This is a genomic window from Acinetobacter sp. 766875, from assembly GCF_000582055.1.
GTDB classification, from domain to species: Bacteria; Pseudomonadota; Gammaproteobacteria; order Pseudomonadales; family Moraxellaceae; genus Acinetobacter; species Acinetobacter nosocomialis.
The window spans coordinates 13,475-35,236 of record NZ_JEXX01000024.1; the positions used below are offsets into that span (position 1 = coordinate 13,475).

The 21,762-nt window shown below is 38.4% G+C and carries 22 protein-coding genes, 4 tRNA genes and 1 pseudogene; 17 read left to right on the forward strand and 10 right to left on the reverse strand.

The window, feature by feature from the left end:
* The first annotated feature begins 38 nt into the window (after positions 1-38).
* Positions 39-1,904, forward strand: a complete 1,866-nt coding sequence (locus tag J576_RS16260; RefSeq protein ID WP_002054212.1) for an alpha/beta fold hydrolase — start codon at positions 39-41, stop codon at positions 1,902-1,904.
* On the forward strand, positions 1,897-2,658 hold the full coding sequence (locus J576_RS16265; RefSeq protein WP_002054281.1) for a 4'-phosphopantetheinyl transferase family protein: 762 nt from the start codon (positions 1,897-1,899) through the stop codon (positions 2,656-2,658). Before J576_RS16260 ends, J576_RS16265 begins: the two co-directional genes overlap by 8 nt.
* Positions 2,659-2,833: 175 nt before the next feature.
* On the opposite strand, the gene J576_RS16270 is transcribed toward J576_RS16265, so the two are convergent.
* The 4 genes from J576_RS16270 to J576_RS16285 form a co-directional block, all read right to left on the reverse strand.
* Positions 2,834-2,909 (reverse strand) — tRNA-Gly (locus J576_RS16270).
* A gap of 45 nt (positions 2,910-2,954) precedes the next feature.
* Positions 2,955-3,030: transfer RNA gene (locus tag J576_RS16275), tRNA-Gly, on the reverse strand.
* A 45-nt stretch (positions 3,031-3,075) separates the two neighbouring features.
* Positions 3,076-3,151: transfer RNA gene (locus J576_RS16280), tRNA-Gly, on the reverse strand.
* Positions 3,152-3,196: 45 nt separating this feature from the next.
* A tRNA-Gly gene (locus tag J576_RS16285) sits at positions 3,197-3,272 on the reverse strand.
* Between the two features lie 230 nt (positions 3,273-3,502).
* Here J576_RS16285 and J576_RS16290 point away from each other — a divergent pair.
* The 5 genes from J576_RS16290 to J576_RS16310 all read left to right on the forward strand — a co-directional run bounded on the left by J576_RS16290 (position 3,503) and on the right by J576_RS16310 (position 6,336).
* Positions 3,503-3,811, forward strand: a complete 309-nt coding sequence (locus J576_RS16290; RefSeq protein ID WP_000051228.1) for a BolA family protein — start codon at positions 3,503-3,505, stop codon at positions 3,809-3,811.
* Positions 3,812-3,822: 11 nt separating this feature from the next.
* Positions 3,823-4,215 carry a SirB2 family protein gene (locus J576_RS16295; protein ID WP_002054236.1) on the forward strand — a complete coding sequence of 131 codons (393 nt, stop codon included), beginning with the start codon at positions 3,823-3,825 and terminating at the stop codon, positions 4,213-4,215.
* A gap of 76 nt (positions 4,216-4,291) precedes the next feature.
* On the forward strand, positions 4,292-5,134 hold the full coding sequence (locus J576_RS16300; RefSeq protein ID WP_002054248.1) for a ParA family protein: 843 nt from the start codon (positions 4,292-4,294) through the stop codon (positions 5,132-5,134).
* 10 nt (positions 5,135-5,144) lie between these two features.
* Positions 5,145-5,531, forward strand: a complete 387-nt coding sequence (locus J576_RS16305) for a hypothetical protein (protein WP_002054173.1) — start codon at positions 5,145-5,147, stop codon at positions 5,529-5,531.
* A gap of 214 nt (positions 5,532-5,745) precedes the next feature.
* Positions 5,746-6,336, forward strand: a complete 591-nt coding sequence (locus J576_RS16310; RefSeq protein ID WP_002054152.1) for a LysE family translocator — start codon at positions 5,746-5,748, stop codon at positions 6,334-6,336.
* Positions 6,337-6,344: 8 nt separating this feature from the next.
* On the opposite strand, the gene J576_RS16315 is transcribed toward J576_RS16310, so the two are convergent.
* On the reverse strand, positions 6,345-6,986 hold the full coding sequence (locus J576_RS16315; RefSeq protein WP_002054234.1) for a DedA family protein: 642 nt from the start codon (positions 6,984-6,986) through the stop codon (positions 6,345-6,347).
* A gap of 194 nt (positions 6,987-7,180) precedes the next feature.
* On the opposite strand from J576_RS16315, the pseudogene J576_RS16320 reads away from it, so the two are divergent.
* Positions 7,181-7,617: pseudogene (locus tag J576_RS16320) on the forward strand (DoxX family protein).
* Positions 7,618-7,675: 58 nt separating this feature from the next.
* On the opposite strand, the gene J576_RS16325 reads toward J576_RS16320, so the two are convergent.
* Positions 7,676-8,893 carry a DUF445 domain-containing protein gene (locus J576_RS16325; protein WP_171057494.1) on the reverse strand — a complete coding sequence of 406 codons (1,218 nt, stop codon included), beginning with the start codon at positions 8,891-8,893 and terminating at the stop codon, positions 7,676-7,678.
* A gap of 387 nt (positions 8,894-9,280) precedes the next feature.
* Between J576_RS16325 and guaA the strand changes: the two genes are divergently transcribed.
* Complete coding sequence (gene guaA, locus J576_RS16330; protein WP_002054280.1) at positions 9,281-10,849, forward strand: glutamine-hydrolyzing GMP synthase; 1,569 nt, start codon at positions 9,281-9,283, stop codon at positions 10,847-10,849.
* 55 nt (positions 10,850-10,904) lie between these two features.
* Here the strand turns inward: guaA and J576_RS16335 are convergent, their stop codons facing one another.
* A complete protein-coding gene (locus tag J576_RS16335; RefSeq protein WP_025468006.1) occupies positions 10,905-11,402 on the reverse strand; it encodes a GNAT family N-acetyltransferase in 498 nt (165 codons plus the stop codon).
* 273 nt (positions 11,403-11,675) lie between these two features.
* Between J576_RS16335 and J576_RS16340 the strand changes: the two genes are divergently transcribed.
* From J576_RS16340 to J576_RS16365, 6 genes are all read left to right on the forward strand, one after another.
* The gene (locus J576_RS16340) at positions 11,676-12,203 is read left to right on the forward strand and encodes a PadR family transcriptional regulator (protein ID WP_002054144.1); all 528 of its coding nucleotides are present in this window, start codon (positions 11,676-11,678) and stop codon (positions 12,201-12,203) included.
* A 13-nt stretch (positions 12,204-12,216) separates the two neighbouring features.
* Complete coding sequence (locus J576_RS16345) at positions 12,217-12,606, forward strand: Fur family transcriptional regulator (protein WP_002054265.1); 390 nt, start codon at positions 12,217-12,219, stop codon at positions 12,604-12,606.
* A gap of 21 nt (positions 12,607-12,627) precedes the next feature.
* Positions 12,628-12,933 carry a DUF3861 domain-containing protein gene (locus J576_RS16350; RefSeq protein ID WP_002054242.1) on the forward strand — a complete coding sequence of 102 codons (306 nt, stop codon included), beginning with the start codon at positions 12,628-12,630 and terminating at the stop codon, positions 12,931-12,933.
* A 164-nt stretch (positions 12,934-13,097) separates the two neighbouring features.
* Entirely contained in the window at positions 13,098-14,045 is a 948-nt protein-coding gene (locus J576_RS16355; RefSeq protein WP_002054246.1) for a pirin family protein, read from the forward strand.
* Positions 14,042-14,449, forward strand: coding sequence for an OsmC family protein (locus J576_RS16360; protein WP_002054254.1), 408 nt, complete (start codon positions 14,042-14,044; stop codon positions 14,447-14,449). The genes J576_RS16355 and J576_RS16360 overlap by 4 nt, the downstream gene beginning before the upstream one ends.
* 113 nt (positions 14,450-14,562) lie before the next feature.
* Positions 14,563-15,231 carry a glutathione S-transferase gene (locus J576_RS16365; protein WP_002054180.1) on the forward strand — a complete coding sequence of 223 codons (669 nt, stop codon included), beginning with the start codon at positions 14,563-14,565 and terminating at the stop codon, positions 15,229-15,231.
* A 43-nt stretch (positions 15,232-15,274) separates the two neighbouring features.
* Here the strand turns inward: J576_RS16365 and J576_RS16370 are convergent, their stop codons facing one another.
* Positions 15,275-15,898: an SPOR domain-containing protein gene (locus tag J576_RS16370; protein WP_002054229.1), complete on the reverse strand. Its 624-nt coding sequence runs from the start codon at positions 15,896-15,898 to the stop codon at positions 15,275-15,277.
* Between the two features lie 151 nt (positions 15,899-16,049).
* Positions 16,050-17,840 (reverse strand): arginine--tRNA ligase, encoded by a 1,791-nt coding sequence (gene argS, locus J576_RS16375; protein WP_002054250.1) that lies wholly within the window; start codon positions 17,838-17,840, stop codon positions 16,050-16,052.
* A 496-nt stretch (positions 17,841-18,336) separates the two neighbouring features.
* On the opposite strand from argS, the gene J576_RS16380 reads away from it, so the two are divergent.
* Both J576_RS16380 and J576_RS16385 read left to right on the forward strand, forming a co-directional pair.
* A complete protein-coding gene (locus J576_RS16380; protein WP_033855695.1) occupies positions 18,337-20,034 on the forward strand; it encodes an NAD-dependent malic enzyme in 1,698 nt (565 codons plus the stop codon).
* A 232-nt stretch (positions 20,035-20,266) separates the two neighbouring features.
* Entirely contained in the window at positions 20,267-20,704 is a 438-nt protein-coding gene (locus J576_RS16385) for a hypothetical protein (RefSeq protein ID WP_002054216.1), read from the forward strand.
* 135 nt (positions 20,705-20,839) lie between these two features.
* On the opposite strand, the gene J576_RS16390 is transcribed toward J576_RS16385, so the two are convergent.
* The gene (locus J576_RS16390) at positions 20,840-21,760 is read right to left on the reverse strand and encodes a Dyp-type peroxidase (RefSeq protein ID WP_002054269.1); all 921 of its coding nucleotides are present in this window, start codon (positions 21,758-21,760) and stop codon (positions 20,840-20,842) included.
* Between the last annotated feature and the right edge of the window lie 2 nt (positions 21,761-21,762).

Genomic DNA, 21,762 nt, shown 5'->3' on the forward strand with positions numbered 1-21,762 from the left:
AGTAATACTGGAGCTCGCAATCCCTAATAAGGTGATTTATGGATAATTTAAATAAAGCAAAAAAAGATAATTTTTCACGGAAAACTATATTAGTAACAGGTGCAGCTGGTTTTATTGGAAGCAGATTAATTGTTGAACTTTTACGTGAAGGTCATCAAGTAATCGCTGCACTGCGTAATGCTCCAACCAAGAAAGAAAAACTATTAGATTTCATTGCAACAGAAGGGCTGATTGATCCCTCTATTTCTTTTGTTGAATATGATTTAAGCCGTGATTTTAAGCTGGACTCTCTATTAGCGGATACTCAAACGAAGATCCATGTTATTTATCATCTGGCTGCATCATTTAATTGGGGGATTAGTAAAGCTGATGCTCAACTTACCAATGTAAAATCAGGCCTTGCCTTGATTGAGTGGGCGGCAACATTAAAACAGCTTGAGCGATTCATCTGGATTGGTGGATATCGCATGGTTTCTCCACCGAAAGGTTCACCTGATGATTTATATCGTAAATACGGCGGTTATGAGGCTTCGAAACTTTTAGGTCATCAGGCTTTCATTGAGGCTTGTAAGCGTTTAAATGTGCCATGGACTGCAATACATCCTGCTACAGTTATTGATGGTTTTTATCGTTATGGCGATATGCAATATATTGGTATTGCCGAAATGATTGGTAAGTTATATCAGGGACGACTGATGGCACTGCCTGGTGGCCGTGACACATTCTTACCACTTTGTAATATGCAATATATTGTAAGCTTCCTAATCCGCACCATGTTTTATCCTGAAACCATTGCTCAGGAGTATATGCTGCTCGATCCTGCGACGCCGAAATTTCATCACCTGATCCATCTGGTTGCCGAGTATTTAGGAGTGAGTACACCACATTTGCAACTCCCTAAAATTCTACTCGAGAAATTACCTGAAGTATTGCTTGATAGCTCCAAAGAGCAACTTGCTTTCATTTCTAATGAAAACTATCAAGTCGCTGAAACAGAGATGATGGCAGCGAAGATGGGGATTGCTGATCTAATCAATACTACTCCTTATTTCTCTCACTGGATTGATCGTCTGGTACTCACACGTTTTGGTCATATGCAAGTAGCTACACCGAGTCGTTTCAGCTATCAGAGTCGATATTGGACAGAAACCTATATTAAACAGTCGCTTGGTTCAGAAAAAGCTTCTGCATTATTTTTACATGGAATCCCATTTGATAGTGCATGCTGGTCTCCAATCATCAATAGAATTACATATGATCAGGTCACTATGATGGACCTACCGGGACTTGGGCGTTCGGGTAGTTATGAGATAATGGAAGATAACAACCAACAATTTATTGATGTTGCTTCAAAGCTTTTAGCACCAAATAGTGTTGTGATTGCTCACTCGTTAGGGTGTCTTTTCGCATTGAATCTTGCAAAGAAATATCCAGATAAAGTTGCTCGCCTTATCCTGATATCACCTTATTTTGTTCAGGCGCGGGCTGCTAAAATATTCCAAATACAGGCCATCTCTAATTTAATTTTCCGTTTTGTGCCGAAAGATATCATTGCTAAAGATCTGCATCCAGATGGACAAAAAAATCCGTCAGTGGGCTATGCGATGGATTCATTATGCCGTGTGTCAGTATCTAAGCATATTAGCGAGTATATGCATTTCGTTAATTTGCCACAGCAACGAGCCGCTCAAACTACTCTGCTCAATGAGCTTCGATCTAAAGTCGAGATTATTATTGGAGAGAAAAATCCAATTGTTACCCCAATAAGTCCTGATATTCCTGTACATATCATCGCTGGTGCGGGTCATAATCCACACATTACCCATGTAGAAGCGGTTTATGATTACCTCACACCAGTTCTAACAAAGTATATCAGTACTACAGCGCAACTTAGTGATGTCTGATATACCCCAAGTGCAGGTTTATATTTGCCCAGTTTCACGGGTACCAGATAACCATCTCATATTGAGTCATTATCTCAGCTTTCTCAATGCCGCAGAAAAGTTGAGATATGATCAATATCTTCCTCAGGCAGCACGTCTTTTCTTAATTTCTCGTGTCTTAACGAAGTCTGTTCTAGCAGATAAGCTGGGTATTTCAGCCCATCAAGTCAATATTCAATTACAACCGAACGGCAAACCTTTTGTACAAGGTAGTAAGACGATTTATTTTAATCTTAGTCATTCATCGGACGTTATTGTCCTTGCTGTGACTGAAGAAGGGGAAATCGGTGTTGATGTTGAACGAGTGAATCGAGAGTTCCAATGGAAGCGGGTTGATAGCGTTTTAGCGGCGAGTGAAATGGAGTGGATTCAGAAAAATGAACCGATTGACCCATTCAGCGTATATCAGCGGTTTTTTCAAATATGGACCTTGAAAGAAGCCTATATTAAATGTACTGGTCAAGGAATGAGTAGCCATTTAAAGAAGCTTAATTTCCATGTCTTTTCTGAACATATAAAGTTTTTTGATGCAACCAAGGATACTCAAAACACAGAACAATATCATTTTCAAAGCTATGTTTATGATTGCAATTTTATCTTTTCCATATGTTTACAGCAGAGCCACCATATAGAACGCTTTAATATGGACTGTTTCCAATTATTGCCGTGTATATCTATGCATCCAATGAAGCCGACACCTTGTAGATATAACTAAATTAAATGGATATAACTGGCAATTTAAAAAGGTGAATCGGGTAGAAGCTAGAAAGTCTTTCGTTGGACTTGAACCAGGTTCTTCTCAGTAAGTTATGCTGTGAATTGATAAAGTAAAAAATAAGGATCGATAAAAAGAAAAAAACCCCAGTCTTTTGACTAGGGCCTTTTAAATTTGGAGCGGGAAACGAGACTCGAACTCGCGACCCCAACCTTGGCAAGGTTATGCTCTACCAACTGAGCTATTCCCGCATATATGAGCAGTTTTTACTAAAACTTTCTCAAAAAAAACCAATTTGGAGCGGGAAACGAGACTCGAACTCGCGACCCCAACCTTGGCAAGGTTATGCTCTACCAACTGAGCTATTCCCGCATATATGAGCAGTTTTTACTAAAACTTTCTCAAAAAAAACCAATTTGGAGCGGGAAACGAGACTCGAACTCGCGACCCCAACCTTGGCAAGGTTATGCTCTACCAACTGAGCTATTCCCGCATATATGAGCAGTTTTTACTAAAACTTTCTCAAAAAAAACCAATTTGGAGCGGGAAACGAGACTCGAACTCGCGACCCCAACCTTGGCAAGGTTATGCTCTACCAACTGAGCTATTCCCGCGTGCCGCTTATAATACATTAAGCAAAACAAGGGTCAACAACTTTATGCAAATAATTATGCTGATTGCATAAAATAAAAACAGAAATGAGTATTTAGAGCCGTTTTTATTGATAAGTTGCCGAATAAATAGACATTTTGTTTGAAGTCAAAGCGTACAAGAGCAACTTTTGTTTGTGTGTAGACAGGGTATACTAGGTCTAAATATACGAATAATCGTAAAAGGAAAAGCTATGAGCCTTGAACAACAGTTGATTGAACGGTTACAAACCCTTGCACCCAGCCATTTAGAAGTCATTAATGAGTCTGCTGGCCACGGTGGATATTTTCCAGGTAAAGAATCACATTTTAAAGTGATTGTGGTGAGTGAAGAGTTTAACGGCTTGCGTTTGGTTCAACGTCATCAAAAAGTTTATGCCTTGGCTTCTGATTTAATGAATCCGGGACAAATCCATGCTTTAGCAATTCACGCTTATTTACCAAGTGAGTGGCAAGGTCAAGCGCCAGCGAGTCCAGAATGTGCACATGCACCTAAGAGCTAAGGGCTTAGTTTATGGACGCACATTTACTCACTAAAATTATTCATATGACTGCGGTAGCAGCCGCACTTATGGTTTTTGTTTTACGCGCTTCTACACTGTTTATTGGTGTACAAGGTCAACAGCCTAACCCAGCAGGGCGTAAAGCGTTAGTTGCTTTACAGCATTTATCTTTTACAGTGGTTTTTATTACTGGTGCAATTTTACTGGTAATGAAGAACTTTCAGGTCCAGCCGTGGTTTTACGCTAAAATTATCTTATTTTTAGTGCTCTTATCATCATTAATGAAAGCCTTTAAAAAGGATGACACTATTTTATTAGCCCAGCGCCGTGCGGGTTTGGTTATTAGTGCAATCGCATTTGTTGCCATTATTATTTTGGTCATCGTGAAACCGGTTTTTGCTTAATTGTTCTACATTCTTTGCCTTTTTGCTTAAGCTCTAGGTTAAACTGCATACAGTAAAAAAATATGTAGAGGGAAACATGTTAACTCGTGTGGTGTTTAACCAAAAAGGCGGTGTAGGGAAATCAAGTATTACTGTAAATTTGGCTGCAATTAGTGCCAAACATGGCTTAAGGACCTTGGTGATCGATCTTGATCCTCAAGCCAACTCTAGCCAATACCTTTTAGGTGAAGAGGCAACATACGCTGCTGATAAAGCAGTTTTAGAACCAAATATTGAAAACTTCTTTGAAGATGTGCTGGGGAATAATCAACAAAAAGGTCTAATTGGTAATGCTATAGGCTCAATTTTAAAAGCCCCTCGTAATAAAGATCTCGACAGTTTTGTACACTCAACATCTTTTGCAAAACTAGATGTGCTTCCGGCTAGCCCTACGCTCGGTGCTCTTGAACATGCACTTGAAAGCAAACATAAAATTTATAAATTACGTGATTCAATTCAAAGCTTAATTGGACGATATGACCGCATTTATATTGATACACCACCAGCTTTTAACTTTTTCACCTTGTCTGCTTTAATTGCTGCAGATAAAGTTCTGATTCCTTTCGACTGTGATGTATTTTCAAAACGTGCGTTACAAACATTGATTGAAAATGTTCTCGAAACACAAGATGATCATAATGACCGCTTGGAAATTGAGGGAATTGTGGTGAATCAGTTCCAGTCCCAAGCAAAACTACCGCGGGAAGTGGTTCAACAGTTAAAAGATGAAGGTTTACCTGTACTTAATAGCATGTTACCACCATCAATTTTAATGAAAGAATCACATCAGAAAAATTTACCTTTGGCTCACTTGGCACCAGAACACAAATTGACTCAATCTTATGAGGCATTGTTCAGCGAAATTGAACCAAAACGATAAGAGAAAAATGATGAAAGGCTTATATCTTGTGCCTTTGGCAGCAGCCACTTTACTATTGGGCGCTTGTGCCACGACGGTAAAACCGACTTATGTGTCTCCGACACAGTATCAATCTTTGAGTTGCCAACAACTTCAAAGTGAATATAACCGTATTCAACAATATATCGACAATGGTGTACAGACTCCAAAAAGTACAGGTATGGGTGTTGGCGTTGGTCTTGGTGGCGGCTGGGGACGAGGCGGTTGGGGATTCGGTCCATCCATCTCTGTCAACATGGGGCAATCTTCTTCAACCAAGAACACTGAACTTTCACGTGTAATGGGGCAACAAGAGGCAATTGTTCAGGCTGCTCAGTTTAAGAATTGTCCAATTATTATTCGTAAAAAGGCGAAATAATAGTCAATTTTGAATCACAATATGCTAACCAAAGCATATTGTGATGAATAAAGTTTAGCAAAATGTTTCATAATAAAATCAATATAAATCAAAGGCTTTTTAAAAATATAACTTTAAAGTGGCTGTATTTTTTCTAGTCAATATACTCACTAAACTTGCTATATTTTGCCTATTTCGTTTAAGGTTGCCGCATCTTTATCAATGTGGAAACTTTATGATTGAAAGCTGGTTTTTTGTATTAGCAATGTTGGCTGTTTTGCTTATTCCTGGTCCGACAAATGCATTACTTGCAACCGCAGCTCACTCACAAGGTTTATCTAAAACATTCTGGCTTATTCCAATGCAATGGTTAGGCTATGCCTATGGCATCAGCTTTTGGGCCGTGTTTATTCATTTAGCAGCTCCAGTCTGGCCGGCGCTGCTACTCATTTTGCATATTACGAGTGTGCTATATGTATTCTGGATGGCATTCCGTTTATGGAAAACCACACATTTACAACAGTTTAGCCAGAACCATCGTAATATTCGCCCACGTCAACTATTCTTCTCAACTTTAAAAAATCCTAAGTCATTACTGTTTGCAGCTGGTATTTTCCCGGCTGAAGCATGGAATTCGCCCGAAAATTTTCTTATGGTCTTTGCTGCTTTTACTTTGACCCTTATTCCTGCTGCGAGTTTCTGGATGATTTTTGGACGTGCTTTATTAACGGGTTCAATGCAGAAAATAAAAGCCGATCATTTATATAAAGGATCGGCCATGTTACTCATTTTGTGTATGCTTCCGGTGGTATTTCGTTTCTTCTAAAGGAACCCTTAAACGTTAGCTTTACGGTTCTTTAATTTTTCGCGGATAAATCCAATAATACCCGGTAAAACACTAATAATAATGATGCCGAAAATAAGATGGGTAAAGTTATCTTTTACAACTGGCATATTTCCAAATAGATAACCTAAGGTTACAAAAGAAGCCACCCAACAGAATGCTCCAATTAGGTTGTATGTCAGGAAAAACTTATAATTCATACTACCAGCACCGGCAACAAAAGGGGCGAAGGTGCGGGCAAATGGAATAAAACGAGCAAAAATAATTGTTTTGCCACCATGACGGGCAAAGAATTCTTGAGTTTTAGTTAAATGCTGTTTGTTAATGAGTCGGGAATTCATTTCAAACACACGTGGACCGATAAAACGACCAATATGATAGTTCACAGTGTCGCCTAAAACTGCTGCAATAAAAAGTAGAGTACCCAGTAACCATGGATCCATCTTACCCGTAGATGCCGCTAAAGCACCTGCTGCAAACAATAAACTATCTCCCGGTAAGAACGGCATGACCACTAGACCAGTTTCGACAAAAATAATTAAAAATAAAATGCCATAAATCCAGACTCCGTAATTTGTAATAAATTCGGCGAGATGCTGGTCAACGTGTAGAATAAAATCAAGAAGTTCCATGAGATGACTAAGTGGTAAACCGTGCTCAAATCGTAGCAGTGAGCCTATCGAAAGTCAGTATAAAACATCAAAAATATACAAATTGATCATCCTATTTGTGCAACGATATATATGGATTTTGAGTATTTAATTATCAATGTCCCAAACCTAGAATGAGTTCATCAACAAATAAGCATTTAAATAAAGGTGGCTGTATGTTTAATCCAAATGTGGTGGTCAAAAATATCGTAACGCAACCAGGCGCGGACAGTTTCATTAGCCTTGTTGCTCGTCTTCTTATCGCTTACATCTTTCTTGTTGCTGGTTGGGGGAAAATTACCGGTTATGCAGCAACTGTAGGTTATATGGAAGCTATGGGTGTTCCAGGTGGAATTCTACCATTAGTCATTTTGGTTGAGTTCGGTGGTGGTTTAGCTTTGTTATTTGGTTTCCAAGCACGTTTTGCAGCTTTTGGTCTAGGAATCTTTAGTATCTTGACTGCATTCTTGTTTCACCAAGGTGGTGCTGATGCAGCAGCGCAATATAATATGGCATCCATTTTATGAAAAACTTTGCAATGGCAGGTGGTTTGTTCTTCTTGATGCTTCATGGCGCTGGACGTATTAGCTTAGACCATGCAATTGAAAAATAATATTCAAGACAAAATAAAACCGGATGAGCAATTCATCCGGTTTTTTTATATTTAAAAATTAGAGCATAAACTGGATTTGTAATTCCCCAACAACAAAACCAAGTACGGCGCCTACTGCAATGAGTGCCCACTCATCTTCTTTGAACGCGGGACGCAACATCCCTTCAAATTCGGATGGTGTTAATTTTTGCATACGTTCAATTAAAGTACTGCGAATATTCATCGCATCTTCTGCATACGACTCAACATATTTCATCGTTTCTGGCAGCTGTTGCATAATACGTTCAGCAACCTGTGTTTTCATATTCTGATATTTTTCGCCGCCAATTGCGTATACAACAAGTGGGCGAATTACACCTGCTTGCATGTCAATTTCCTGTTTAACATGGCGGTTAACCAACTCAATTACACGTGCAGAGTGAGTACCAGAAAACAACTCTTCCATCATATGTCGTGAAGTTAAAAGCTGTTTGGAAATTAAGGCTGCGTAGTCAGCTGCTACTTCATTTTGTCGTTTAATAAATAGACCTTGCCATGTATAGCCTAATATCTTTTTCGGATAGAGCGGTCTAAACATCATTTGTAGGGCAATCCAGTCACTAAAGAACCCTACAAATCCGCCAAACATCGGCAGCATCCAAGGGTATTTGCCTTGGGTAATAATCCAGCACAACATTTGGATTACACCAATTCCAAAACCGAATACAAAACCAACGTTACTGAAGAATTTAAATTCTTGTTTGCCTACACGCTTAAAAATATTGTTGAGTAGACGTTTATCTTTAAGCAAGTTGCTAATCACCAAATGCTTAATATCAAAATATCGATTTACGTCACGTTGCACTTCACTCATGATGTGCTCGACAATTTCCGGTGCTTTTGATTGTACTCTACGGATCAGTCTTTGACGGGCAAACTCAGGCATACCTTCCCATAAACCGGGTTGATACTCTTGCGCGACTTCACGTGTAATATCTTCTGCTGCTGCCATTAATGGTTTTTCAATTTCTTTGGCAATACGCTTTGGGTCAAGGCGAGCAAAAATTTCTTCGGGTTTAATCAGCTTGGCTGTCATGAGTTCAACAGCAATGGTTGCCATTTTTTCAGCTTTACGAGGCACGATACCTTGCCAGCCAAAAAACGGTTTAATACCTTTAAATTCAAGTGGTGAGAACATCATTTGAATGGCAATCACTTTAGTGACATAGCCAATTAAACCACTCATGAAAGGAATAGAGACATACAACCAAAAATGTTGCTGGAAATCTGCAATCATAGTTTGAAGCATTGTTGTTCCTTAGATTTCTATTGATTTTGATATGGGGCAACAAGCCATAAAAAAACGGATAACTGTTCAAGGACAGACAAATATCGCTAATGGTATTTACCTTTCCATGGTAATGCCTGTTTTATCGGGTCATCTTAACATCAAATTCACGACGATGTTGCATAGAATGTGATGAATTTATCAATGTGTATGAAGTTTTTAAGGGGTATGCAGTATATTGATAAATATCAATAAATTTTAATTTATATTGATCAATCCCAATATAGAAATGATTCTGATATGAAAAAAATAAGATATATGATGATTTGCGGTGCGCCGAAGCGTGAAAAATGTTAAAATGGCGCGCTTAATTCTTTTGCCATTTAGTGGTTTGTCATGACTACCAATACTCAAATTACTGAAGATCGTATCCTGATCCTGGATTTCGGCTCTCAATATAGTCAGCTCATTGCACGTCGTGTACGTGAAGCTGGTGTTTACTCTGAAATGTATGCCTTTGATATGTCTGAAGAAGACATCCGTGCTTTTAAGCCAAACGGTATCATTTTATCAGGTGGACCTGAGAGTGTGCATGAAGAGGGCAGCCCACGAGCACCGCAAGTGGTGTTTGAATTAGGCGTTCCAGTATTGGGTATTTGCTATGGTTTACAAACCATGTCTGAACAGTTAGGCGGTAAAGTTGAGCCGGGTACTGTACATGAGTTTGGTTATGCCGAAGTTGATATCGTTAAACGTGACCAACTTATTGGCAACTTACAAGACCGCGAAAACCAGTTACACGTTTGGATGAGCCACGGCGACAAAGTGAGCAAAATTCCAGAAGGTTTTACAATTACTGCAAGCACACCAAGCTGTCCAGTTGCTGCTGTAAGTGATGAAGCACGTCGTTTCTATGGCGTGCAATTCCACCCAGAAGTAACGCACACGGCAAAAGGTGAAGAGTTACTTGCAAACTTTGTTCATAAAATTTGTGGATGTGGTGGCCTTTGGACACCTGAACACATTATCGATTTACGTGTAGAACAATTACGTGAACAAATCGGTAATGAAAAGGTTCTTTTGGGTCTTTCTGGTGGTGTTGACTCATCTGTTGTTGCTGCACTTTTGCACAAAGCAATTGGCGATCAGTTAACATGTGTATTTGTTGATAACGGTTTACTTCGTTTAAACGAAGGTGACCAAGTGATGCAAATGTTTGCCGAAAACATGGGTATCCGTGTAATTCGTGCAGATGCTGAACAACGTTTCTTAAATGCATTGGCTGGGGAAGTTGATCCAGAGAAAAAACGTAAGATCATTGGCCGTGAATTTATCGAAGTATTTGCTGAAGAAGCACGTAAACTTGATGGCGTGAAATTCTTGGCGCAAGGTACGATTTACCCAGACGTAATTGAATCTGCTGCAAGCAAACAAGGTAAAGCACACGTTATTAAATCTCACCACAATGTGGGTGGTTTACCAGACGATTTAGCATTTGAATTGGTTGAACCTTTACGTGACTTGTTTAAAGATGAAGTACGTAAATTAGGTACTACACTTGGTTTACCGCATAGCATGATTTACCGCCATCCATTCCCAGGCCCTGGTTTAGGCGTTCGTATTTTGGGTGAAGTGAAAAAAGAATATGCAGATATTCTTCGTCTTGCTGATGACATCTTCATGCAAGAGCTTCGTGACAGTGGTTGGTATGATAAAACTGCTCAAGCGTTTGCTGTGTTCCAACCTGTTAAGTCAGTTGGTGTAGTAGGTGATGGCCGTCGTTATGCTTGGGTAATTGCGCTTCGTGCAGTTGAAACAGTTGACTTTATGACAGCTCGTTTTGCACATTTACCATACGAATTGGTTGATAAAATCTCAACGCGTATTATGAATGAAATTAAAGATGTATCACGTGTGGTATACGACGTGTCATCTAAACCACCAGCAACGATTGAGTGGGAATAAGCAAATGAAAAGGCAGGATTTAATCCTGCCTTTTTTATGTCTATTGATAAAAGCATTATTTATGTTTATCGATATACTGGTGATTAGTAATAAAAAAAATACTTTGATTTGAACCAAAACGTTCTACTGATTTCTCAAAAACCATTCCAACACGTTCTAGTAATTTGATTGATGCTTTGTTCTGTGTTTGAGTCTCAGCTATTACTTTCTTAAGATTTAATTCATTAAATGAATAATTTAAAACAAATTCAAGTGCTTGAGTTGCATATCCATATCCCATATATTCTGGCAGCAATTCATACGATACTTCGATATCTGAGCCGTCATGATGAGTATCCAGAGATATAATTCCTAGAAAATTATGATCAGTAGAAGACCGAATTGCCCAAATAGGTAATTTACTTGGAGTATTAATATCAGTATGTGCTCGCGTTTGAGCCAGAGATACTTCCAGGGGTCCACCTAAATACTTTCTAGTCGTATCATTTGTATAAAGTCTAACTAAATTAGAGACATCTGCTAATGTTAAATCGCTTAAATAACACAAGTGCATATTATTTATGATTAAAAAGAAAAATTAACATATTACATTTTATAAGAAATTCATCCTAAATATTATTTTCTTTCGTCAGCTTAAACTTCTTCTCAGAAAACGAGCTAGTAAGATGCTTAAGCACTCTTTTTTATTGCTTAACTTTTAAAGCTAAAAATTAAACCTAATAAATATCAATACAATAGGTCGTATAATATTACTTATACTTGATAAAAGATATATTAAGATATATCTTAATATGCATAAATTAAACATATTAGAGAATCTTTAAAGATGAAACAACAATCAGAACATCATCATACTGAGCACAATGAACATCACCACGGACATCACCGTTCAGGACGCCGTGGAAGACTTTTTGAAGCGGGACGTATGAAACTTCTGGTACTCCACCTTATTCAGCAAAGCCCTAAGCATGGTTATGAAATTATTAAAGAAATCAGTGATTTGGTGGGAGATGGCTATACACCAAGTGCGGGAACAATCTATCCGACTTTAACCAGTCTGGAAGAAATGAACCTCATTAACTTGTTAGACGTAGAGCGTAAGCAATATCAAATCACAGAATTTGGGAAAGCTTACTTAACTGAACAACAGGACAAACTAAGTGGGCTGTTAGAGAAATTGCGTTTAAGACGTGAAATTCACAGTAATGATCAATTAATTGAAATTCACCGCGCCATGGAAAACTTAAAGACGGCTTTACGTTTGAAACTCAATACAACTGATTTGCAGCGAGAGCAGATCTATCAAATTGCCGAAAAAATTGATCAGGCTGCGGTTGCAATCGGGCGCCTATAAGTTGAGATAAGCCATGCTAGAGCTACAGCAAAAAATCAAAGAAGCGGGCTTAAAAGTCACTCATCCAAGACTTGTTGTTTTATCTTTAATTCAGGAGCAAGCGGAAGATTTAACGGTTAAACAGATTTATCAAAAGCTCTATACCCAAAAACAGAAGTTGAGCTTGGCAACAGTTTATCGGGTGATCAGTGATTTGGAAGGAGCAGGCTTAATCTCAAATACTCAATTTCAGCGTGGTGAAGCGAAATTTAATTTATCAGACTTAGCCAATAATCAACTTCTACAAATTTATTGTGCAGAGTTGACACAAGCGAAACAAGAACAATTTCTAGCGAGTTTGCAATCTGTATTTACTCAATTTCAAGTTGACTTGAAGCAGATTGAAATTATCCAAAACCATTAATTTTTAATAGAGAATTTATATATGAAACAGCATCAATATCACGTTACTGTACAACATTTAAAAGATGCCAAAGGCGAAGTTTCTAACTATACGGAAAGGCTCGAGTTCTATACCGGTAATCATGACGACATTTTTGAGATTGTTGAAAAGTTAAAGAACGCAGAATTTTTCGATGATCAAACTACGAAATCTTTTGGAGTTGGTCTAAAACTTTTTAGTGAAGTCATGTTGGAAAATCGGGACCATCCACTGTTTCAAGAGTTCTTTCCCCAGTTCGGGCAATTTATGAAAAATCTAAAACAGCTCGTTAAAACTCAATCATCTTAAGCTGCTTAAAGCAGCTTTAATTATTTTCTATTTTATAATTAAAAATCGATTGTCTCATTCATAAGACCCTGTGTATTACTAAAAGACTATATTGAATAATAAGTGTATTGTTAAGATCAGTATAACAACTCATTGCAAAAGCATAGGTAAAAGAGAGTAATATCATGAGCAATAATAACGATTACGATATTTCTGATTCAAAGGATTGCGAGAAATTTGCCAATCAATTCATTCAGGAATTTCCAATTCGCTCTGCTGAAATTGGACAGGGGACGGTGATTAAGCGGGCTTTACCTAGCCGACAAAAGCGAATGATTGGAGCGTGGTGTTTTCTGGATCATGCAGGCCCGGTAACATTTCCTGCAGGTAATGGTTTAGATGTGGGTCCGCACCCGCATATTGGTTTGCAAACCTTCACGTGGATGATTGAAGGTACCATGATGCATACCGATAGCTTAGGTTCAAAACAATTAATTCGTCCTAAACAAGTTAATTTAATGACAGCCGGTTATGGTATCTCTCATACAGAAGTTGCACCTGATACTGAAACCCAAATGCATGCTGCGCAGCTCTGGATTGCTTTACCTGATCATAAGCGCAATATGGATCCGAAATTTGAACATTATCCTGAGTTGCCTGTTGTTGAAAAAGATGGTCTAGAATTTACTGTACTTGTGGGTGAATATTTAGAGACGACTTCTCCAGTCGTGGTGCATACACCATTAGTAGGTGTTGATGTAATTGCTACCCGTGATACTAAAACACGTATTCCATTAAATCCTGAATTTGAATATGGTTTTATGGCATTAGATGGGGTTGCTCATGTGAATGGCCATGAACTTACCGCTGACAATATGGTGGTATTAGACACGGGTTTAAGTGAAATTGAGATTGAAGTAAAGAAAGGGAACCGTGTGCTATTAATTGGTGGTGAACCTTTTGAAACTCCAATCTTATTATGGTGGAACTTTGTAGCACGTACTATGGATGATTTAAAAGAAGCGCGTGAGCAGTGGATTAATCATGATGTACGTTTTGGCGAAATTCCCGATTATGTTGGCGCACGTTTAGAAGCCCCAGTTCTTCCAGATCAAATGAGAGCATCAAAATGACAGCAGTAATCGCGAGCAGTAAAGCAAAGCCACTTGCTGAACAGTGGAAGGGTGAGATTACCAGTGGCCGCCATCAATACTTTTGTGATGAGCCAGAAAAATTAGAAGGTCATGATCAAGGTCCAGCACCTTATGATTTGCTGACTGGAAGTCTGGCAGCTTGTACACTCATTACTTTAAGAATGTATGCAAAGCATAAAGATTATGACTTTGGTGAGTTTTCGGTTGAAATTGATTTTCATACCAATCGTGAGCATGAAGAACATATCGAGCGTCGTATTGTTTTTAAAGAGTTGCCGAACGAAGAGCTTCAACAAAAAATCTTAACGGTATGTAGTAAAACGCCAGTAACTAAAACTTTGTTACGTAGTTTAGACATTCATACTGTGCTTGTTGCAGCATAAAAATGCTATTTTGTTGCGGTGGATGATTTTATATCCATCCCACAAATGGAATAAAACAGCATGTTCACATGCTGTTTTTTATGTAAAAAAGAAAAATAAAAGTAGGCAGTATCATGATTAGTGTACACCACCTGGAATGTTCGCGATCGTTTCGGATTTTATGGGCTTTAGAAGAGTTAGGCTTAGATTATGATATTCATTATTATCAACGTCTTCCCAACTATTCTGCACCAGAAACTTTGAAATGTATCCACCCGCTCGGCAAGGCGCCAATTTTGACAGACGATGAGCAAGTTATTGCAGAATCAGCTGTTATTTTAGAGTATTTGCAGCAACGTTATGATCAAAATCAGCAGTTTAAACCTAAGCAAGCTCAGGATTTGCAGCAGTATATTTACTGGATGCACTATGCCGAAGGTTCACTTATGCCCTTATTGGTCATGACTCTAGTGATGAATAACGTGAATAAACATGTACCTTGGTTAATTCAACCTGTAGCAAAGAAAATTACAGAAGGGGTTAAAGCAAATTTTGTTCGTCCACGTATGAAAGATCATATTAGTTTTTTAGAAAATTACTTGTCTGAGCATGAGTATTTTGCAGGGGATTTTTCATTTGCCGATATTCAGATGAGTTTTCCATTAGAGGCTCTACAGTCACGTCTTCAAGGTAAATATCCGCATATTCAAGCATTTTTACATCGGATTCAGCAAAGACCAGCTTTTCAAAAAGCAAGACAGAAAGGTTTGGGGTCAAACGAAAGAAATTGTGCTGATATATAAAAGAAAAGGAACAAATATTTGTTCCTTTTTTATTACTTATGCTTTATTTGCGTTTAATTACGATAGAGTCAATGCCGCTATGCTGTAAGGTTTGCTGAGCAGCAAGTGCAGCTTCTTGGGTATCATATGGACCAGAAATAACACGGTACCACGTCTTACCATTTTCTGAGCTTCTAATTACATCAGCCGATAAGCCATTTAAAATGATTTCTGCGCGTCGAGCATCTGCTTGATCCGGATCGGCATAGCTACGGACTTGTAAAATGTAATTTGGTTGTTGAGGTGCAGCAGCTGTAGAGTCCGTATTATCATCAGTACTAGCAACAGCTTCTGATGCCGCAGGTTGAGCTGTGCTAGGTGCCTCTACAATCATAGCGGTACCTTGGTTTTTACTTTCTGGAATAGCCTGTTCCGGAATAGGGGTAACTTGCTGTTGAGGTAATAAATCGTAAAAACGGTAATCTTTATTGGTTTCTTCTTCTTTGTAGTGGTCAGAAGTAATCTGGTTTTTTGAAGAAACAGGTTGCCACGGTTTCCAAAGCATGAGCACTACTGCGATACATAAGACCGCTAAAATAGCGACAAGTGTCCCTAACCATTTAGGAATTAAAGGCTTTTTAGGCTTATTAGGTCTTTCAGATACACCGCGTTGCGTTTTGCCAAACACGTGGATTATTCCTCTGTCTTTTGATTGTTTTATTTCGAGTTTAGTTCTCGTTTACTTTAAAACATCGCTTTGTATAGGTGAAGTCCTTACAAAGCGTTATTTCTTGCAACACGAAGGGGTATATGACTTTGCCAAATACCCCAACATGAACTTACATGGCTTCAGGTGCAGAAACACCGAGTAATTCTAAGCCATTGCGCAGTACTTGTTGTACGTTGATTGAAAGTAATAAGCGTGCTTGTGTAAGTTCAGCATCATCACTTAGAACTTTATGCTCATTGTACCAACCGTGGAATAGCGCAGCTAATTCTTTTAAGTAGTTACCTACTTGGTGCGGTTCATACGCATTAGCAGCACGTAATACAACGTCTGGATATGCAGCCAGTTTAGCAAGAATTTCAGTTTCTGCATCAAGTGACAAGCGCGCAGCATGTGAACGAGCGGCACTTACTTCAAATTGTAAGCCAGTGCTTGTTGCTTTTTCTAACATGCGGCAAATACGTGCATGAGCATATTGAATATAATACACCGCATTATCTTTACTTTGTGACACAGCAAGGTCAAGGTCAAAGTCAATGTGTTGTTCGCTCTTACGCATTACATAATAAAAACGTGCAGCATCGTTACCAACTTCTTTACGTAAGTCGCGTAAAGTCACGAACTGACCCGAACGAGATGACATTTGAACCATCTCACCACCGCGCCATAAACTTACGAACTGAACTAAAAGAACAGTTAATTTTTTCGAGTCATAACCCATTGCATCAATCGCAGCTTTTACGCGAGAGATATAACCGTGGTGGTCAGAACCCCAAATATCAACAAGGTCGGTATAACCACGTTGTAGTTTATTTAAGTGGTATGCAATGTCAGATGCAAAGTAAGTCGTTTGACCATTACGACGTTTAACAACACGGTCTTTTTCATCGCCAAATTCAGTCGATTTAAACCAGATGTTGCCATCTTTTTCATATAAGAAGCCGCGTTGATCAAGTGTTTCCAACGCTTCGTCAATTTTTGCGCTAAGAGACGCTTCGCTAAACCATTGGTTAAAGGTTACGCCGAAGTCAGCAAGGTCATCTTTAATATCATCTAAAATGGCATGAAGAGCTGCTTGATGGAATACGCGGTAGCCTTCACCTAATAACTGCTGTGAGTTGGCAATAAGGCCATCAATATGCTTTTCTTTATCACCAGATAACACGACTTTGTTGCCTTCGCTATCTAGCTCTTCAGCATATTGCACATCTTCTGGTACATCTTTATAGACGTCTGCTACATCACGAACATATGCATTGTTATCTTTGTCGATAATGCTTTGGGCGATCTCTTTAACGTAGTCGCCTTGATAAGCATTTTTTGGGAATACAAGATTTTGACCCAATAATTCTAAATAACGTAAATAGGTAGAAGTCGCCAAAATATCCATTTGACGGCCAGCATCATTCACGTAGTACTCACGGTCAACTTTTGCACCTGTTGCTTCAAGTAAGTTTGCAACAGTCATACCATAAGCAGCACCGCGACCGTGACCTACATGTAGGCTAGATGTCGGGTTTGCAGAAACAAATTCAACCTGAATCTTTTTAGCTGCATTTGATTGGCTACGACCAAAGCTTTCTTTTTGAGCTTGAATTTGGTCAAGAATCGCAAAACGTTGGTCTGCATTTAAAAAGAAATTGATAAAACCAGGACCTGCGATTTCAGCTTTGCTGATGTCTGCAACTTCTGGTAATGCTGCTAGAATTTTCTCAGCTAAATCGCGTGGTTTCATACCAGCAGCTTTAGAGCCAATCATGGCAATATTAGAAGCAAAGTCGCCATGGCTTCGGTCTTTGGTGCGCGTTAAATTGCTTGAATTATTCCAATCCGAAGGAAGCACACCTTCTTGCTGAAGGGTTTGCACTGCATGGTCGAGAGCTGCTTGTATTGCCGTATTCATATCAATCGAAAATAGATGTCGCAGAAAAACGTCAAATATAGCAAATTTCCTATGAGTTAGGGGAGTGCATTTAACGCTTTCATTTAATTTCTTTCTTGAAGTTCCGTATAACTATTTTTTTTGTAAATATTAAAAAATGAATGTGATTCAATTCTGAAAATACGTAAATACAGGCTTTGTAGGCAATATTTTTTAAATTATAAGGTAGTAAAACACTTGGTATTTTTTATGAAAATGTAAGCTAGTAAGAAAATATAAGATTTTAAGTCAGATATAGAGTTAATTAAGAATAATTTTAAAAAAGATGAAAAATGTAAGTAATTAATTTTTAATATTAATTTTGTTGCATGTTTTTTCTAAATAGTATTCAATTTCAATATCACGGTTTAAAATACCTATTTTGTATTAAATAGTCTTAAGCTTACGCATACAACGAGCTTTAGAGAGTGCTGAAACTGTACTTTTCGGAGTTCTAAGCTGGAAAATGAGATAGGCAATGATATCAGGACACCCAAGTAAACACCCACTTTATATCCCTTATGCAGGCTATACACTTTTAGAGTTACCCCTTTTAAATAAAGGGTCCGCTTTCACTCAAGAAGAAAGAAGTAACTTTAACTTACACGGGTTACTTCCACATATTATTGAGACTATTGAAGAGCAAAGCCAACGCTCTTATCAGCAATATTGCGCTTTCAATGATGATATTAATAAGCACATCTATTTACGTAATATCCAAGATACTAACGAAACTCTGTTCTACCATTTAATTGAAAATCATCTTGAAGAGATGATGCCAATTATTTACACACCAACCGTAGGTGAGGCATGTCAACGTTTCTCTGATATCTATCGCCGTCATCGTGGTGTTTTTATTTCATATCCAGATCGCGATGTGATTGATGATATTTTGCAGAACGTTAATAAAAACAACGTTAAAGTCATCGTGATTACGGATGGTGAACGTATTTTAGGCCTTGGTGATCAAGGCATTGGCGGTATGGGTATTCCAATTGGAAAACTTTCGCTTTATACCGCATGTGGTGGTATTAGCCCTGCATACACATTGCCAATCACAATCGATGTAGGGACGAATAACCCTCAATTATTAAATGACCCGATCTACATGGGATGGCGTCAACCACGTATTAGTGGTGATGAGTATTATGAATTTGTAGATATGGTGATTGAAGCTGTAAAACGTCGTTGGCCAAAAGCACTCATCCAGTTTGAAGATTTCGCACAAAAAAATGCGATGCCGCTATTAGAAAAATATCGCGATAAAATTTGTTGTTTCAATGATGATATTCAAGGAACAGCAGCGGTTTCTGTTGGTAGTTTGATTGCTGCAAGCCGTGCAGCAGGTAAACAATTAAAAGATCAGAAAATTACTTTCTTAGGGGCGGGTTCAGCGGGGTGTGGTATTGCAGAGCAAATCGTTGCACAAATGGTTTCAGAAGGTCTAACCGATGCTGAAGCACGTGCTCGTGTTTACATGGTAGATCGTTTTGGTTTAATCACTGAAAACCAGCCGAACCTATTAGACTTCCAACTTAAATTAGCTCAGAAAGCTGAAGTAGTAGACCAATGGGGCAACATTGAAGAAGTAATTTCGTTACTTGATGTTGTTAAAAATGCCAAGCCTACAGTATTAATCGGTGTTTCTGGTCAGCCGGGCCTATTCACTGAAGAAATTATTAAGACCATGGCTGCCAATTGTGAACGACCAATTGTGATGCCGTTATCTAACCCGACTTCACGTGTGGAAGCTGTACCAGCTGATATTGTGGAGTGGACTGAAGGAAAGGCATTAATTGCAACGGGTAGTCCATTTGCACCTGTAAATCATCACGGCAAGCTTTACAATATTTCGCAGTGCAACAACTCATACATCTTTCCTGGTATTGGTTTAGGTGTAGTAGCATCAGGCGCTAAACGCGTTACAGAAAACATGCTTATGGCATCAAGTAGTGCTTTAGCAGACTGTTCACCGTTGCTCAAAGATCCACAAGCTGACTTATTGCCACCTTTAGGCGAGATTCAACAAGTGTCTAAAGTGATTGCATTTGAAGTGGCAAAAGCTGCAATGGCAGATGGTGTGGCTGTGACCATTAGTGATGATTTGCTTAAGCAGAAGATTGATCAATCGTTTTGGAAGCCAGAATACCGTAAATATAAACGTATTCCTTTCTAAAATATTGGACGTGTAAAAAAGGGAGTAAGATACTCCCTTTTTTATTAACTTAATTTGGCTATAAAGGCTTTTGTATCTCCTAAAATAAAATAGATGATTCACCTTTTATAAATGCATATTATTAATCTATATTCATAAGTTTTTCTGTGTTTAATATTAGATATACTTGCTAGCTAATAGCTTTAATTAAGATGAGTTTTTTTAAATAGCACAGAATTATGAGTACTTTTTCATGAAAAATATTTATATTTTAATTTTTATAGGCGCTTTAATGGCTTGTAGCGATAAAAGTCCAGATAAAACTCAACATGATGCTAATCATAAGTCAGATGTGGTGCAGGTGGATAAAAATCAATCAGACTCTGCTGTAAGTGAAAAGAAAGAGAGTGCGGAGAAGGAGCTTAAAACAGCTGATCAAGTGGGGGAAATCTCTTGTTCAAATCCAAATATTACGCAATGGTATGGTTTTAATGAGAGTGTTGCTGAGCCTAAATGTGAGGTCGTAAAGAACTTTCAACTGTCAGCTTATAAGTGTGATATCTCTAAAAACGCCTTTGGTGAAAATAAAGACGCTATTTTGCTAGAAAATCAAGATAAACGAATTTTTGTTTATTCCACTTCTAAAGACTGTAATGAAATGCTTGAAATAAGAAATGCGAATGGGCCTTAAGTTTATATTTAAGAGTGATTTTTATTAATTTATAAAGGTAAAGATAATATTTTTGTAGAATGTCAAAGTACTCGTTTTTTCTTTGGTTTTAAATAAAAAAGTAGCTACCGTGGTGATAGCTACTTTTTAAAAAACTTAATCCTCTAAAATTTCTTCTAGCAATTCTTCACTTGGTGCAAAGTAATATGCCCCGTCAAGTGGTGTCACGAAGTGCAGTAAGCGGTCATGAATGCCATCGCCACTTGTACCAAACATACGCTTTAACATCGCATCAATAATGTTCAGGTCTTTGGTGTAGGCAATGAAGAATAGGCCTTGATCACCTCGACCATCACCGTAAGGTAAGCTGTGACGTAAAATTTCCATTTCTTCGCCTTCATCATCTTCAACGACAGTACGAGCGACATGGGCATTTTCCGGTTTAACATCATCATCTAATTCAATAGATTCAAGCTTGGTACGGCCCATGACATTTTCTTGTGCGTCGACTTTAAGTTTTTTCCATTTTTCTAAGTCGTGTGCATAGCGCTGTGCAAAGATGAAACTACCATCTGCAAATACTCCAGCACTTTCTGGGAGGAGGGCGGTTTCTGCGCGGTCGTCTGGAAATTGAGGATTTTCAGTACCATCTATAAAGCCAGTAATATCTCGACCATCGAAGTACCGGAAACAAACACGCTCATCCAGAACCTCAACTTTATCTTTAATGCCTTCAAAAAATGCTTGGCTTAAAGCAAAACAGATATCAGAACGCATACTGGCAATGTGAATAAGCACATCAGCTGGTACGACTGGCATATTGAATGCGCCATTTTCTGGTTCAAGTTGTTTAAAACCAGCAGGAGATTGACTGTAAAGTTGCTTCCAAAGTTCTGGACCAAAAGCGACTGCTGTTTTAATTTGCGCGTCTGAATGCTGAGTAATGAGACGGTCACGTGTTTCGAATAAAGCTTCGAGTTGTTCTTTTAATTCAGCAATTGTTAGATCTTTTAAACGAAGAACAATAAAACGGGCATGATCAGATGGTAATGGCAAAATGACAGATTGAGCAGTCATTA

Excerpts from the sequence above, each read along its gene's own strand:
- J576_RS16260 (WP_002054212.1), top strand. The coding sequence starts at position 39 with ATGGATAATTTAAATAAAGCAAAAAAAGATAATTTTTCACGGAAAACT.
- J576_RS16265 (WP_002054281.1), top strand. The coding sequence starts at position 1,897 with ATGTCTGATATACCCCAAGTGCAGGTTTATATTTGCCCAGTTTCACGG.
- J576_RS16290 (WP_000051228.1), top strand. The coding sequence starts at position 3,503 with ATGAGCCTTGAACAACAGTTGATTGAACGGTTACAAACCCTTGCACCC.
- J576_RS16295 (WP_002054236.1), top strand. The coding sequence starts at position 3,823 with ATGGACGCACATTTACTCACTAAAATTATTCATATGACTGCGGTAGCA.
- J576_RS16300 (WP_002054248.1), top strand. The coding sequence starts at position 4,292 with ATGTTAACTCGTGTGGTGTTTAACCAAAAAGGCGGTGTAGGGAAATCA.
- J576_RS16305 (WP_002054173.1), top strand. The coding sequence starts at position 5,145 with ATGAAAGGCTTATATCTTGTGCCTTTGGCAGCAGCCACTTTACTATTG.
- J576_RS16310 (WP_002054152.1), top strand. The coding sequence starts at position 5,746 with ATGATTGAAAGCTGGTTTTTTGTATTAGCAATGTTGGCTGTTTTGCTT.
- J576_RS16315 (WP_002054234.1), bottom strand. The coding sequence starts at position 6,986 with ATGGAACTTCTTGATTTTATTCTACACGTTGACCAGCATCTCGCCGAA.
- J576_RS16325 (WP_171057494.1), bottom strand. The coding sequence starts at position 8,893 with ATGATTGCAGATTTCCAGCAACATTTTTGGTTGTATGTCTCTATTCCT.
- guaA (WP_002054280.1), top strand. The coding sequence starts at position 9,281 with ATGACTACCAATACTCAAATTACTGAAGATCGTATCCTGATCCTGGAT.
- J576_RS16335 (WP_025468006.1), bottom strand. The coding sequence starts at position 11,402 with ATGCACTTGTGTTATTTAAGCGATTTAACATTAGCAGATGTCTCTAAT.
- J576_RS16340 (WP_002054144.1), top strand. The coding sequence starts at position 11,676 with ATGAAACAACAATCAGAACATCATCATACTGAGCACAATGAACATCAC.
- J576_RS16345 (WP_002054265.1), top strand. The coding sequence starts at position 12,217 with ATGCTAGAGCTACAGCAAAAAATCAAAGAAGCGGGCTTAAAAGTCACT.
- J576_RS16350 (WP_002054242.1), top strand. The coding sequence starts at position 12,628 with ATGAAACAGCATCAATATCACGTTACTGTACAACATTTAAAAGATGCC.
- J576_RS16355 (WP_002054246.1), top strand. The coding sequence starts at position 13,098 with ATGAGCAATAATAACGATTACGATATTTCTGATTCAAAGGATTGCGAG.
- J576_RS16360 (WP_002054254.1), top strand. The coding sequence starts at position 14,042 with ATGACAGCAGTAATCGCGAGCAGTAAAGCAAAGCCACTTGCTGAACAG.
- J576_RS16365 (WP_002054180.1), top strand. The coding sequence starts at position 14,563 with ATGATTAGTGTACACCACCTGGAATGTTCGCGATCGTTTCGGATTTTA.
- argS (WP_002054250.1), bottom strand. The coding sequence starts at position 17,840 with ATGAATACGGCAATACAAGCAGCTCTCGACCATGCAGTGCAAACCCTT.
- J576_RS16380 (WP_033855695.1), top strand. The coding sequence starts at position 18,337 with ATGATATCAGGACACCCAAGTAAACACCCACTTTATATCCCTTATGCA.
- J576_RS16385 (WP_002054216.1), top strand. The coding sequence starts at position 20,267 with ATGAAAAATATTTATATTTTAATTTTTATAGGCGCTTTAATGGCTTGT.
- J576_RS16390 (WP_002054269.1), bottom strand. The coding sequence starts at position 21,760 with ATGACTGCTCAATCTGTCATTTTGCCATTACCATCTGATCATGCCCGT.